This is a genomic window from Pseudomonas sp. TH37 (assembly GCF_016650735.1).
GTDB classification, from domain to species: domain Bacteria; phylum Pseudomonadota; class Gammaproteobacteria; order Pseudomonadales; family Pseudomonadaceae; genus Aquipseudomonas; species Aquipseudomonas farris.
The window spans coordinates 419,920-432,927 of sequence record NZ_JAEKFD010000002.1 but is presented as its reverse complement, the minus strand read 5'-3'; the positions used below and the strand labels follow the sequence as shown (position 1 = coordinate 432,927).

The 13,008-nt window shown below is 59.1% G+C and carries 11 protein-coding genes and 1 pseudogene; 6 read left to right on the top strand and 6 right to left on the bottom strand.

The genetic code is table 11. The annotated features are described in order from the left end of the window. Window positions 1-10: 10 nt before the first annotated feature. A complete protein-coding gene (locus JFU11_RS07085) occupies window positions 11-1,198 on the top strand; it encodes an MFS transporter (RefSeq protein ID WP_201060203.1) in 1,188 nt (395 codons plus the stop codon). 194 nt (window positions 1,199-1,392) lie between these two features. Here the strand turns inward: JFU11_RS07085 and JFU11_RS07080 are convergent. After that, window positions 1,393-2,947 (bottom strand): annotated as a pseudogene (locus tag JFU11_RS07080) (MFS transporter). Between the two features lie 184 nt (window positions 2,948-3,131). On the opposite strand from JFU11_RS07080, the gene JFU11_RS07075 reads away from it, so the two are divergent. Then, entirely contained in the window at window positions 3,132-3,992 is an 861-nt protein-coding gene (locus tag JFU11_RS07075) for a LysR family transcriptional regulator (RefSeq protein ID WP_123719137.1), read from the top strand. A 98-nt stretch (window positions 3,993-4,090) separates the two neighbouring features. On the opposite strand, the gene JFU11_RS07065 is transcribed toward JFU11_RS07075, so the two are convergent. After that, window positions 4,091-5,065 carry a threonine dehydratase gene (locus tag JFU11_RS07065; protein WP_201060201.1) on the bottom strand — a complete coding sequence of 325 codons (975 nt, stop codon included), beginning with the start codon at window positions 5,063-5,065 and terminating at the stop codon, window positions 4,091-4,093. Window positions 5,066-5,170: 105 nt separating this feature from the next. On the opposite strand from JFU11_RS07065, the gene JFU11_RS07060 reads away from it, so the two are divergent. From JFU11_RS07060 to JFU11_RS07050, 3 genes are all read left to right on the top strand, one after another. Beyond that, complete coding sequence (locus tag JFU11_RS07060) at window positions 5,171-5,974, top strand: AraC family transcriptional regulator (RefSeq protein WP_201060200.1); 804 nt, start codon at window positions 5,171-5,173, stop codon at window positions 5,972-5,974. Window positions 5,975-6,170: 196 nt separating this feature from the next. Then, window positions 6,171-7,433: a hypothetical protein gene (locus JFU11_RS07055; RefSeq protein ID WP_201060199.1), complete on the top strand. Its 1,263-nt coding sequence runs from the start codon at window positions 6,171-6,173 to the stop codon at window positions 7,431-7,433. Window positions 7,434-7,673: 240 nt separating this feature from the next. Beyond that, window positions 7,674-8,135 carry a hypothetical protein gene (locus JFU11_RS07050; RefSeq protein WP_038983767.1) on the top strand — a complete coding sequence of 154 codons (462 nt, stop codon included), beginning with the start codon at window positions 7,674-7,676 and terminating at the stop codon, window positions 8,133-8,135. Between the two features lie 12 nt (window positions 8,136-8,147). On the opposite strand, the gene JFU11_RS07045 is transcribed toward JFU11_RS07050, so the two are convergent. From JFU11_RS07045 to JFU11_RS07030, 4 genes are read right to left on the bottom strand one after another with little or no spacing between them, the layout of a single operon-like run. Beyond that, window positions 8,148-8,996 carry a hypothetical protein gene (locus JFU11_RS07045; protein WP_201060198.1) on the bottom strand — a complete coding sequence of 283 codons (849 nt, stop codon included), beginning with the start codon at window positions 8,994-8,996 and terminating at the stop codon, window positions 8,148-8,150. Window position 8,997: 1 nt separating this feature from the next. Further along, window positions 8,998-10,239, bottom strand: a complete 1,242-nt coding sequence (locus JFU11_RS07040; RefSeq protein ID WP_201060197.1) for an FAD-dependent oxidoreductase — start codon at window positions 10,237-10,239, stop codon at window positions 8,998-9,000. An 18-nt stretch (window positions 10,240-10,257) separates the two neighbouring features. After that, window positions 10,258-10,578 (bottom strand): MocE family 2Fe-2S type ferredoxin, encoded by a 321-nt coding sequence (locus JFU11_RS07035; RefSeq protein WP_123719133.1) that lies wholly within the window; start codon window positions 10,576-10,578, stop codon window positions 10,258-10,260. A gap of 36 nt (window positions 10,579-10,614) precedes the next feature. Further along, the gene (locus JFU11_RS07030) at window positions 10,615-11,727 is read right to left on the bottom strand and encodes a fatty acid desaturase family protein (RefSeq protein ID WP_201060196.1); all 1,113 of its coding nucleotides are present in this window, start codon (window positions 11,725-11,727) and stop codon (window positions 10,615-10,617) included. Window positions 11,728-11,907: 180 nt separating this feature from the next. Here JFU11_RS07030 and JFU11_RS07025 point away from each other — a divergent pair, with 180 nt between their 5' ends. After that, window positions 11,908-12,957, top strand: coding sequence for a LacI family DNA-binding transcriptional regulator (locus JFU11_RS07025; protein WP_201060195.1), 1,050 nt, complete (start codon window positions 11,908-11,910; stop codon window positions 12,955-12,957). Window positions 12,958-13,008 lie beyond the last annotated feature (51 nt).

The window sequence follows — 13,008 nt, the reverse complement described above, 5'->3', positions numbered from 1 at the left end:
GGAAACCCGCATGGACAACCGCTCAAAACCCAGACTGGCTTCACTGCGTATCCCCTCCACGGTCTGGGCCCTGGGTTTTGTCAGCCTGTTCATGGACCTGTCTTCAGAGCTGGTACACAGCCTGCTGCCGGTGTTTCTGGTCACAACCTTGGGCGCGAGCGCGTTGACCGTCGGGGTGATCGAGGGCATCGCCGAGGCGACCGCCATGCTGACCAAGATCTTCTCCGGCGCCATCAGCGACTTTATCGGCCGGCGCAAAGGCTTGCTGTTGATGGGCTACGGTCTGGCAGCCTTGTCGAAACCGCTCTTTCCTCTCGCGCATTCGGTGGAGGTGGTGTTCACCGCGCGTTTTCTGGATCGCATCGGCAAAGGCATTCGTGGTGCGCCGCGAGATGCGCTGGTCGCCGATATCGCGCCCGCCGAAATCCGCGGTGCCTGCTTTGGCTTACGCCAGTCGATGGACACCGTGGGCGCCATTCTGGGTCCGATTCTGGCCATCTTGCTGATGCTCTGGCTCGGGCAGATCCATCTGGTGTTGTGGTTCGCGGTGATCCCGGCGGTGATATCGGTGGCGCTGATTGTCGGCGGGGTAAAAGAACCGACCGCTGCCGCTGGCGAACGCACCTTTCGCTCACCTATCCACTGGAAGGTCCTGCGGGATTTTTCGCGCGATTATTGGTGGGTGGTGATCGTCGGCGGGCTCTTCACGCTGGCCCGTTTCAGTGAAGCCTTTCTGGTTTTGAAGGCGCAACAAACAGGCCTGACGGCCACTTGGGTGCCGATGGTGATGGTGGTCATGTCGCTGCTCTATGCCGTGTCCGCCTACCCTGCCGGCTGGTTGTCCGACCGGATCAGCCGCACCAAAGTGCTATGCATCGGCATAGTCCTGCTGATCCTGGCGGACCTGTTATTGGCGCAAGCGGATTCGATCATGAGCATGCTGGCGGGCGTGGCCCTGTGGGGCCTGCACATGGGTTTCAGCCAAGGGATTCTCGCGACGCTGATCGCCGACACCGCGCCCGAACATCTCAGGGGCACGGCGTTCGGCCTGTTCAATCTGATCAGCGGCGTGTGCCTGTTGATCGCCAGTGTGCTGGCCGGCGCGCTGTGGGAGACTTCGGGCTCAGCCAGCACCTTCGTCGTCGGGGCGGGACTGGCGGCTGCGGCGTTGTTGTTGCTTCTGTTGCGTAAGCCTTAGGGGCGGTGCCAGGATTGAGCCAGTAAACATTGAGTGCCAAAAACCTGTTAATGGGGCAACGATGCGGATGATTAAAGTAGGGCCGAGCGATTTGAATCAGCTCCGTGAATCTTTGCGTGAAGCAGGACTGCCCAGCCATGATCAAATGCAATCGACACTGTGCTCCAAGCATGGCGTTGCGAAGAGCTCGAGTCTTAACCAGCCTTTTCGCTGGATACATGGTCTCGGCCATCTTGGCACGGCCCAGTTGCGTGAAAGACCAGCCAGCTCGCCGCCACTAGCACCCATGCCGCAATACCGCCATACAGCATCACCCAGCCAAACCCATGGGCCAAAGCTGCGTTGGCGACATCGACCGGAATCGTAGTGCCCTGGCCAGTCTGTGCCAACACGGCGTTGTTGCCGGCTGAAATATTCTCCGCCAGCAACCTCAGTTGAACATCATCGGAGGAGCCAGATAACTGCTCGCGCAGGGAAGACAGGATGCCTTCCACCAAGATGAATCCCATCAGCGCGATATTGATTGCAAGGCTGATCATACGAGCGCTGATATCGATGCCCGATGCCATGCCAGCACGCTCACTGGGCACCGATCCAGTGGTGGTATTGGTGACAGGCGTATTGGTCAACCCCAGTCCGATCCCGGCGATCAGGCAGCCAGGAAGCATCGTCAGCCAGCTGGCATGCGTGACACTGCTGCCCCATTTCATCAGCAGAAATCCCAGACCTATGGTGAACAAACCTGCGGGAATCACCACGTCAGGTCGATAGCGCAGCGCCAGCCGTTCGCCGAACGGAGGGATAACCAGCGTCGGCAGCGTATACGCCAGCAGTGCCAGACCGGTGCCGACACTGGCGTAGCCCAGGCTATTTTGAAAGTACAGAGGCAGGTAGATCATGAATGGCCAGAAGCTGAAGTTCATACCTGCCGACCCAAGCAAGGCACCCGAGAAACGGCGGATGCGAAATACAGAGAAGTCGAACATGGGATCGACATAGCGTCGCTGTGCGATGACAAAGACAATGAAGCTGACCATTGCCACAACCAGGCTGGCGATGGCCGAACCACTGGAGAAGCCCAGCCCCGCTCCCTGAGTGATGAACCAGGAAAGACCCAACACTGCCAGCGATAGCGAAATAATGCCCAGCACATCCAGCCTGCGACGCTGCGGGTCGCGTGACTCATCGACACCGGCGATCACCAGCACCAGCGCGAGCACGGCAATTGGCGCATGCACCAGGAACACCCATTCCCAACTCGACAACGCCACGATAGCTGCGCCGATAATCGGACCGAACCCCAGACCGATGCCGAACACGATCCCCCAGGCACTGAACGCTTTGCCGCGCGCAGCTCCCGACTGGAATCGGTGAGACAGCACTGCCACCTGACAAATCAGCATCGCACCACCGGACATGCCTTGCAGAAATCGGCTTGCGATCAACACGCTGGTGCTTTGCGCCCATCCACAGCTCAGAGAGGTAATGCCGAAAAGTACCAGGCTAATGACAAACACGCGCTTGCGCCCATACCGATCCGCCAGTGTGCCGGTGGCCATCAGCACCGTGGTGCAGGCGATGGTGTAGGCATTCATGATCCACTGCATATCTTTGAAATCGCTGCGCAGAACCGATTCAAGTGTGGGCAAGATTGCCGGAACGCTCGAGATTTCCAGGCCGAACATCAGCGAGGCCAAGCAAACGGCGGCTATTGTGAAAACATCCTTTTTGCGAAGAAGAGAACTGCATCGTGATCTTCCAGATCAAGTTGATGGGCACTGGCAAGGCCGCCCCAAGGGGAGTTGGCGCGATAGCCTCACCAGCATCACCAGACATAACTCCAAGTGACTGGCCGCATTCTGGAAGTAATTAAAAAATGACAGAAATGATTTAATTTCGTAAGTTTTATTAATATTCATCATGAGTTGACTAAATGGACTTCGACCCAGCTCTGTTGCGTGCTTTTGTCGCAATCAAGGAGACCGGTAGTTTCACTCGTGCCGCAGAACGGATGCACTTGAGCCAGTCAGCGATCAGTCATCAGATCCGGCGGCTGGAAGAACAGGCCGGCACCACCCTACTGGTGCGCACCACCCGACGTTTGACGCTGACAGAAGATGGCGAAGATTTTCTGCGTCATGCCGAACATGTCCTCAGAGCACAAGACGCCCTCTCCCGGCGTTTCGAAACGTCATCGGTATCCGGGACTGTGCGCTTCGGTGTGCCAGAAAACTTTATCGGCGACGGCCTGCCGCCGTTATTGACTCGGTTCGCCAGACAATTTCCCGCGGTACGTCTGGATGTAACCGTTGGCACCTACCTCGATCTGCGCGCGCAGGTCGATGCCGATGGGCTCGATCTGGCCGTGGTCATGGCATTGCCGGGCAGTCAGGCCGACGGTACCGTGCTGCGCGAAACCCGATTTGTCTGGGCCGCGGCGCAGGGTTTCGACTTTACCGGCGAGGCCCCTTTGCCGCTGGCGTTTGCACCAGCGCCTTGCATGCACCGCCAAGTGGCCGTAGAGGCATTGGCGAGTTCCACCGTGAATTGGCGGGTCGCCTTTACCTCTCCAAGTCAACAAGGACTGCGGGCGGCGGTATTGGCGGGGCTTGCCGTCACCGCGCTACCGCTGGGAGATCTAGAACCCGGCATGGTGGTGATTGACGGGCAATATGGCCTGCCACCGCTGCTGGATGCTGATTTCAGACTGATATGGAGCGTCACAGGAAAGACGCCTGCGGCCAATACATTTGGGCAACTGCTGGTGGAGATGTCTGAGTCGTCATCGATCTAGAACAGGCTGGCTGCCATTGGCATTCCTGGTAGTCAAATCGAAAGAATGCTCCGTTTTCGTGACCTGCTCGGGGACGCCCCTGTGATTCGCCAGCAGTATCAAGACTTAAAACTTGAGCTCGCAATCACGCTCGCATACACCGACCGGTCAACATTCCCGCCCGACAGAATCACACCCACCTTTTTGCCCAGCATCATTTCACGCTCCTGAATCAGCGCTGCCAGCGCAGCCGCACCTGCCCCTTCAGCGAGGTTGTGGGTATCGGTGTAATACACGCGCATGGCCTCGGCAATCTCGCCATCGCTGACAGAGACGATTCGCGTCGCACCTAACCCGTAAATGGCGAACGCATCGGGAACTGGCTTGCGCACGGCCAAGCCATCGGCAAAGGTATTTGCCGAGGCGGTCTCGCATATTGCCCCAGCTTCAAACGATAACTTCGCCGCCGCTGCCTCTTTGGAAACCACGCCCACCACTTGGGTCTTCAGGCCGAGCGCATCGCGGGCGGCGATCACCCCGCAAATCCCCGATCCACAGCCAATCGGCACGTAGACGGTATCCAGATCCGGCGCAGCGATGAACAGCTCCAGCGCATACGTGGCCACACCTTTGACCAACTCGGTGTGGAACGGCGGCACCAGGTAGAGGTCATGCACCTGCGCCAGACGCGCAGCCTCTTCACGGGCCTCGTCGAAATCGCGACCACACTCAACCACTTCGCCGCCAAAGCCGCGCATGGCATTGTTCTTCTCTAGCGAATTACCTTCCGGCACGACAATCAAAGCCCTCAAACCCAGCGTGCTTGCCGCCAACGCCAGGCTCTGACCATGGTTGCCGCGCGTAGCGGAGACAATGCCCTTCACGCCCGGGTGTTCGCGCCGCAGCCAGTGCAAGAAGGTAATGCCACCCCGCACTTTGAAAGCGCCTGTAGGTGTGTGGTTTTCGTGTTTGACCCAGACAGTGCAACCTAACCGCTCAGCCAGCAGTGGCCAAGGGTATTGGGCGGTGGCAGGCATGACTTGGTATATGTGGCGGGCAGCTTGTTCGAGATCGTCGCGAGTCAGTTTGTGCATGAGTTGTCTTCCTGAGGCTTTTCCCAGTCTAGGCACGGGCACGTCACGCCGGCTTTCAAAAAACTGACCTGACTTTTACGCCCCCTCTTCACTACTATGGTGTTCATGAGCCTTCGAAACCGTCTGCAGACCTCGCTCGTACCTGAACCGATTCGTCGTGTCGAGGCAGGGCCCTGGGCGATCGAATTGCTACCCGGCGCCGCCTACGCGACCCGATATGTTGCGACCCAGGCAGCGATCGGCTTTGCCTTCGATAGCCAACGAGGCTTGCACGCCATCGGCAGCGACCGAGTGCGCCCCTTCGATGCCATGCCCAATGGACTGGCGTTCGTCCCCGCTGGCTGCGATGTGTTGTCCGAGTCACCCAAGGGCGGTGAATACCTGCGGGTCATGCGCACCGACGGTATTTCATTGCTGGGTGACCGGGCATTCAACAATCGCATTGATCAGCTAGCCGTTAACCTCGCCCTGCGAATGCGCCGCGCGCTGTTGCACGCCTCCGTGGAGGACGACTGTGAAGCCTGGGCACTCGCATTGGCTGAACGGGCGGAGGGCATCGACGCGTCGGCGCCGCCCCAAGGCTCTATAACCGGCAGCCGGATGCGCCTGCTCGATGAATTCATAGATGCTGGCCTCGACGGCCCACTGGGTATACAGGCAATGGCGGGGTTGCTTGAATTGTCCGAAGGTTATTTCATGCGCGCATTCAAGAACGCGACGGGCAAGAGCCCTCATAGCTATCTAATCGACCGACGCCTGGCCAAGGCCCGAGCATCGATGCGCGATTCGACAGCCAGCCTGTCGGAGATCGCACTCACCTGCGGCTTTAACTCCCAAGCGCACATGACGACCGCTTTCAAACAACGCCTTGGAGTCAGTCCAGCGCAATTGCGAAGGCGTTCGACGTAAGGGATTGCGTCTCGCTGCGCGTCGGCGTTCATCGCCAAGAAGGTAAGTCCCGCAATTGCCTCGCACACTGCAAGAACTCACTTGTACTCATCCGGCCCATACCACACCCAAAGCGTAGTGGAAAATTCCACCAATTTCTGGATAATGGCCATATGCCGCCACTCTGCACAGCCCACTGATAAGGACATCACGTTCGATGAAGTTGCCGTCCCCTGCTCTGATCCTCGCTTGCGCTCTGCTCCTGCCCACCGTCGCCCAAGCCAGCGATGCCGCGTTGACCGAAACGCTCAAGGCTTTTACCCGCTGCGATGCCAGTTTCTTCGCCAGCCTGAACACCCACCGCGATGCCTGGGGGGCGCTTGCGCCGCTTAAGCAGGAAAAAGATGCGGCGTGGATAACCGTCAAAAACCGCGGCAACAGCCCGGAAAATTCGGTGCCTCTGCGCGGTACGCCGATCGTTGCCGGTATGAAACTGTTGTCCTATGTCGACGAGAGCAGCGACCTCGGCCAACTGGGTCACTACTATTTCTGGGGCTTCATTGTTGAAGGCGGCATAGACGAAGTGGCTAAGCGCCTCGCGCCGCTGATGGAGCAACCCGGGCAACTGCAGAATGTAGGCTCGTCCTATGTGCGCAGTGAACTCAAGATCGGTGACCAATGGCGAGTCATCCGGCCGCAGCCAGGCACGGCGCCGGGTAGCAAACGTGCGGAACGCATCTTGATCGTCGAGGCGGAAGGCAAACAGGGCACTCAGTCGCGGGTCAGTTGTTCCGTGCAAGGCGCCGTTGACGGTGCGATGCTCGCCCAACTGCGCCCGGACATCGCGCCGGCTGATTATCCTCAGCCACAACCAGAGACGAGCTTTGCTGATATCGCCGTACCGCAAGACGTGCTCAAGCGCCTCGACTCGCCTCTGCTCAAACCGAAATTCAAAACGTTGAGCTACACCTACGCCACCAGGACCGGCAATGCCATCAAGGATCGTCCGGTAACGGTTGAGTACACCGCAGACGGCGGTTTGCTGAAGAAGAATGAGATCTACAGCAAAGCCTTCCACGTCGAGCGTCTCACCCAGGCGGGCCTGATTCAGTTGAAGTCGAAAATGAACGGCGTAGGCGATGGACGCGTGTTGCTCACCCGCGAACTTGAGGTTAAGGCCCCGACGAGCTGGAGCCCCGGCCAGACGTTGAGCGCTCGCCTGGTCATGGAAGAAGTACCTGCCCGGCCAACCGACAAACCCATGAAGCTGTCGACGACTTGCACCGTGGGTCAGCGCTTCCCTGCCCGGCAAGTATTCGCCTCGCTGACCGGTGATGCCATCGCGCTTGAGTGCGAACAGGGCACCAGTAAAACCTCCAATGCCTTTATCGAGGACTTGGGGGTTTCCCTGACGCTGGAGTCGACGTGGGACAAATCGAATAGCGTGTACACGTTCACTGCAGTGGATGTTGTGCGTTAAGCAGTCATCGAGACTGAGGCCAAGACACGCTTCTAGATGCAGCGGCTACATGGGTGGCCGCCAGCACCAAGAGTGCGGTATCGAGCGCTTCTGAATCAAATGTATGGCAGCGCTGTGCGGCTATTTTGCAGATGCGCGTCGTCCCGGGTTTAGCCGGGTGGGCAATCACGTCTGAACGGTCTGCCAAACCCGAACACGACAAATGCCGTTAACTTTTTTGGATGATAATAGGTTCTATTAATGAGAAAGATCTTCCTGCCGTTTGTCATCGCACTGTTGTGCCTGCACGGTTGTGCGGAAATGCCCGCGTACTCCAACATCGATCCCGTCACGGTGGGTGACGAGTCGCGTTATACCGTGGTCGAAACCGATACTTATGCGGGCAGGGTCCAGCGTCACTATGCCGATCTCCAGCCGGACCTGAACATCATAAAGATCAACGACAAAAAAGTCGGCAACATCCCGTTCTCCACGTACTACTACAAGAACGACTCCCCGCAGCGAGCGGTGCTGAAGCCGGGCACCTACACCATCCAACTGGAATACCGTCTACCCCGTCACTTCCTGTTCGTGGACCTGAAGTTCGACGGCAAACCCGGCCAGAAAATAATGGCACGCTCAAGGTACGTGGGCCTCAATCGGCTGGAAGTATGGCTGGAGGATGCAGCCACCGGTAAGGTAGTGAGCACCCGGGCGTACTAACACAACGTTAAATCAGCCCCCATCATTTGACCGTGCCCGACAGTCATTCCAAACCTCACGAATCACATCCTTAAGCATCAGCGCCTCGGCCCAGCGGTCGGTGATGTCACGTCCGTCGGCACCCGTAATGGCATAAGGCGGCGGGCCGAGTTCACAGGTGAAGGACAGGCTGTCAGGCGTGTTCGGTCGGGCCAGCCAATCTTCGATCCCATAGCGCCACCAGCCCAGGAAACGCTCCAGCCAGGGTCGATGCTGGGCGAAGCTCAGGGGCACCTGGACTTGTTCGCCGTTGGCGACACGACCATGAAAACCCCAACTGTGGCGCAGGACGGTGTGGATCTGTTCGTCGTCCTCGGCAGTGGCCGGCTCTGGCAGTTCGCGGCCCACGACATAGTGGGACAAGTCAGCCAACAGTTTGAGATCGGGCATTTCAGCGAGAATGTCGAGGGTGAACAACAGGTCATTGGTGAGGCGATAACGGTGGGTTTCCAGCAGAACAGGAAAGTCCACCTGCTCGGCCAGACGCTGCCAGCCTTCGATCAGTTCGATAGCTTGCTTCAACGTGCGCGGCCTCACGTCTGCTTGCAGCGTGAGGTGGTGGCAGCCGAAGCGGGACGCGACATCGATCGCTGCCGCCAGATCATCCACGGTGCGGGGGAACACCTGCCCTTCGATTTGCAGGCCCTGCGCCTTGGCGGCGGCATGCAGACGTGCGGCATGTGGCACGACCCAGAAATGGTCGGTGATGCCGTCGAAGCCGGCGGCGGCGATTTTCTCCACTTGCGCTTCCAGGGGAAGGTCGCATTGGCCGCGGTGATCTTGCATGGCCCACTGGGACTGAAAGACCAGGAATTCACGCATGTCAGTTCCTCAGCAGTTGTTTGAGCGGTACATCGGCGTCGGCCAGAGCGTTCACCGAAAGGGGGTTATGGTGGGCAATCAGCCGTTCGCACAGCTTGATGTCCTTGGCGACGCTATTCCCCTGCCCCCAACCGCAAGCGCCTTGCAAACGTTGCTCGGCATCGAGGTAAAACAACAGGAATCCGCCACCGGGGGTTGTCCGGCTCGCAGTGGGTTCTGTGTTTGCGATCACGCCCACGGTCTGCAATCCCCAGTCGTATTGATCGGACCAAAAACCGGGAATGACCTCGAAGGGCAACTCACCGCCCAACAGATTCAGGGCGGCGTGACGGCCCTGATTCTCGGCGTTGCGCCAGGTTTCCTGACGCTGGAAAACCCCTTGCGGATGCAGCCGAAACTCACAGACATCGCCCGCCGCAAAGATGTCCGGCGCGCTGGTGCGCAGTTGGGCATCGACGCGGATGCCTTGGCCGACCTCGAGTCCTGCGGCCGCGGCCAGTTCAGTGTTGGGTTGCATGCCGATACCCACCACCACCAGGTCGCAGGGCAGCAACTCGCCGTCGACCAGTTGCACGGACTCCACGTGAGTAGTGCCCTGCACCGCCTCAATGGCCACATTCAGCCGGACATCCACGCCCTGACTGCGATGCAGTTCCAGCAGGACACTGGACAGTTGCTCCGGCAACACCCGACCCGCCAAACGTGGTCCGGCCTCAAGCAAAGTCACTGTGCAACCCAAGGCACGGGCGGTGGCGGCGACTTCGAGTCCGATAAAGCCGCCGCCGATGATCACCACCCGGGCGTCAGGCTGCAACGAAGCACGCAGTGCCAGGGCCTCGTCATGGGTGCGCAGATAAAGCACATTGAGCAGGTGCTCGGGCACCGAGGCAAGTCTGCGCGACCGCCCTCCCGTCGCCAATAACAGACGCGCGTAATGCAGCCAGCTGCCGTCGGCCAACTGCAGACGATGCTGCTGCGGATCCAGGCATTTTACCGGGTTACCCGCCAGGTGTTCTATGTCCAGATCGGCGAGCTGAGCGGTGTCGCACAGGCTGTAACCCGCCAGATCGACCGTGCCCTGCAACAGCCCCTTGGACAGCGGCGGACGTTCATAGGGTGGGTGGGACTCGTCGCCTATCAGAATCAGGCGGCCGCTATAACCTTCGCCGCGCAGGGTCAGGGCCGCGCGGCCACCCGCATGCCCGGCGCCGACGATGATCAATGGAGCATTGGCAGGATTCATGGCACAGACTCCGCGCAGTTAAACCGTGATAGCGAGCAGCACACGCCCCGCCTCGACCCGGACTTCATAGGTCTTGAGGTTGACGCACACCGGTGCGCCAAGGGCTTTGCCGGAGCGGTAGTCGAAACGCCCATTGTGCTTGGGGCACTCGACGACATGCTCCATCACCAGGCCATCGGCCAAGTGGATTGACTCATGGGTACACAGGCCCGCAGTTGCGAAAAACTCGCTGTCGGCGGAGCGGTAGACGGCATAGGTGTGCTGGCCATGGTCGAAACGAATGACATCTTCATCGTCGATATCGTCCACGGCACATACATCGATCCATTGATCGGTCATGGCGTTTTCTCTTGTAGTGGTACAGGCAGGAAGGTGTCAGGCCGGCGTTACTTCAGGTTCTGACTGGACGTTGGCGGCCGGCGCTGCGCGTTGTGGCAAAGGACGAGAGACGAAATAAGTCGGGGCTTTGCGCTGCTTCCAGATGGTCGGGAGGATCTCCTTGAAGGCCTCGAACAGACTGGTGTAAGGCGGCGGGCAGTCGTTGCGAATCTCCTCGTGAAGCTGCGCCAGCGCGTGAAAAGGCACCATCGGATACATGTGGTGCTCAAGGTGATAGTTCATGTTGAGGTACATAAAGCGCAGCACCCGGCCCATGTAAATCGTGCGGCAGTTGCTGCGGTGATCGAGTACGTCCTCAGCCAGGCCAACATGCTGCGACAGGCCGAACAGGTAGGACAGCCAACCGCCATAGAGCGTCGGCAGACCAATAAACATCAGCGGCAACCAGCTCTGCAGATAAAGCGCAGCGCCCACGGTAAGCCCATAGATCACCAGCCAGACGCGTGCGTCCCTCACCACCTTGGGCCACTCGGATTCGGGGATGAACGTCTGCTCTTCTTCGCCCATCCGCCCTACCGCATGCCGGCAGACTGACCACATCGTCTTCAACGCATAAGGCATTCTGAACAGGCTCAGCACCATATTGATCAGGCTTGGCGGACGTGGCTCGACGATCTCCGGATCGCGGCCGACGATAACGGTGTCGGTGTGGTGCCGTGCGTGGCTCCAGCGCCAGACTTGAGGTTCGAACATGAACATGAAGCTCGACAGCTGGTAGACCGCATCATTCATCCAGCGGGTCTTGAACGCCGTACCGTGACCCGCTTCGTGCCAACGGGCATTGGACGCCGTGCCGTAGAGCATCCCGTAGACGAAGAAAAACGGAACGCAGGCCCAGGAGCCCCAGAACCAGTAACCGCCGAACCCGGTGACGACCATCGCCGACAGCCAGATCGCGGTATCAAGCAAGGCCGGGCCATCGCGGCGCTGCATCAATTCCTTCATGCGTTTACGAGAAATGGGGGATTGGTACCAACTTGCCGATACCAGGCCTTTTTGCGCCGCTCGGGCGGCTTCGGGACCGGTCAATCGATAATCCCGAGGCATGGGTTTACCGGGGTTTTCAAAGGCTGCGTTTTGTTCAGGCATTTTATTGTTCTCCGCAAGCTTGATTGTTTTAGGCACTTTTCGACGCGGGATCACATCGCTGGGGAAAATATAGAGAGCGCAGAAATCACCCTCAAGCCCTTGAATACATTCCCTATCAAGCTATCATCCAGCCCCATTGAAGCTTGATAGTTTTCTATCAAAGCGTTTGCGGGGCCTGTCATGAACAACACTAAACGCCCAACCATCGCCACCGTTGCCGAACACGCTGGCTTGAGTGTCGCTACCGTAGACCGGGTGCTCAACGCCAGGGCTCCGGTCAACCCGGACACCGCCGAGCAGGTATTCCAGGCCGCCGAAGCGGTCGGTTACTTCGCTGCGAGGCTGATCGGTCAGCGGATCCGCGAACGTCGTCCCACCTATCGTTTCGGCATCCTGCTGCTCGGTACCGCCCAAGCGTTTTATGGCAACGTGGCCGCCGCTATCAACGAGGCGGCGCAACGTCAGGCTGGCGCCAACCTGAGCATTCAATTCGAGTACGTTTTCGATCGCACACCCAGCGCGATCATTGCCCAGATCGAACAACTGGCGGTGCAGTGCGATGGTCTGGCGGTGGTCAGCTTCGCGCATCCGCTGATCAATGCCGCCATCGCGCAGATCAGAGAGGCCGGCGTGCCGGTGATCGCAATGCTGTCCGACATTCATGAGGCGGCGGATGAGCCTTACGTCGGCCAGGATAATCACGAGGTCGGACGTACCATGGGTTGGCTGATGGCTCACACGTGTGGCGCCCGTAAAGGCAGCGTCGGGGTGTTGCTCGGCGGCCACCGTTTTCTTGGCCATCAGGCGCGGGTCGAGGGGTTGCGCAGCTACCTGGCGGAGCGCGCCCCAGGGTTGCGGCTGCTGGAAGCAGTGATCAATCTGGACAATTGCGACATCACCGAAGAGGCGACGCTGGACCTGCTGGCGCGGCATGACGACTTGCGCGGTTTGTGCGTGGTCGGCGGTGGCGGCGACGGGGTCATCAATGCCCTGTCGCAACTGCCGAAGCAGCCGTCGCTGTGCTGCATTCTGCAGGAGTCGACCGAACTGTCGCGACAAGCACTGGATCAGGGATTGATCAGCCTGGTGATCGACTCCCAGCCGCGATTACTGGCAACCGCGCTGGTCGACTTGCTGGTCGAGCTGCAGACCACGCCGGACTTCGACCCGATACGGCATCGAATCCATATTCCACTGCAGATCATCACCTCAGAGAACGCCCGACACTGAACCTGTAGTGAGTGAGGGAGCAAGCTCCCTCACTACAGGGTCATTTTTTTC

Excerpts from the sequence above, each read along its gene's own strand:
- JFU11_RS07065 (WP_201060201.1), bottom strand. The coding sequence starts at position 5,065 with ATGCACAAACTGACTCGCGACGATCTCGAACAAGCTGCCCGCCACATA.
- JFU11_RS07060 (WP_201060200.1), top strand. The coding sequence starts at position 5,171 with ATGAGCCTTCGAAACCGTCTGCAGACCTCGCTCGTACCTGAACCGATT.
- JFU11_RS07040 (WP_201060197.1), bottom strand. The coding sequence starts at position 10,239 with ATGAATCCTGCCAATGCTCCATTGATCATCGTCGGCGCCGGGCATGCG.
- JFU11_RS07030 (WP_201060196.1), bottom strand. The coding sequence starts at position 11,727 with ATGCCTGAACAAAACGCAGCCTTTGAAAACCCCGGTAAACCCATGCCT.
- JFU11_RS07045 (WP_201060198.1), bottom strand. The coding sequence starts at position 8,996 with ATGCGTGAATTCCTGGTCTTTCAGTCCCAGTGGGCCATGCAAGATCAC.
- JFU11_RS07075 (WP_123719137.1), top strand. The coding sequence starts at position 3,132 with ATGGACTTCGACCCAGCTCTGTTGCGTGCTTTTGTCGCAATCAAGGAG.
- JFU11_RS07035 (WP_123719133.1), bottom strand. The coding sequence starts at position 10,578 with ATGACCGATCAATGGATCGATGTATGTGCCGTGGACGATATCGACGAT.
- JFU11_RS07050 (WP_038983767.1), top strand. The coding sequence starts at position 7,674 with ATGAGAAAGATCTTCCTGCCGTTTGTCATCGCACTGTTGTGCCTGCAC.
- JFU11_RS07055 (WP_201060199.1), top strand. The coding sequence starts at position 6,171 with ATGAAGTTGCCGTCCCCTGCTCTGATCCTCGCTTGCGCTCTGCTCCTG.
- JFU11_RS07085 (WP_201060203.1), top strand. The coding sequence starts at position 11 with ATGGACAACCGCTCAAAACCCAGACTGGCTTCACTGCGTATCCCCTCC.
- JFU11_RS07025 (WP_201060195.1), top strand. The coding sequence starts at position 11,908 with ATGAACAACACTAAACGCCCAACCATCGCCACCGTTGCCGAACACGCT.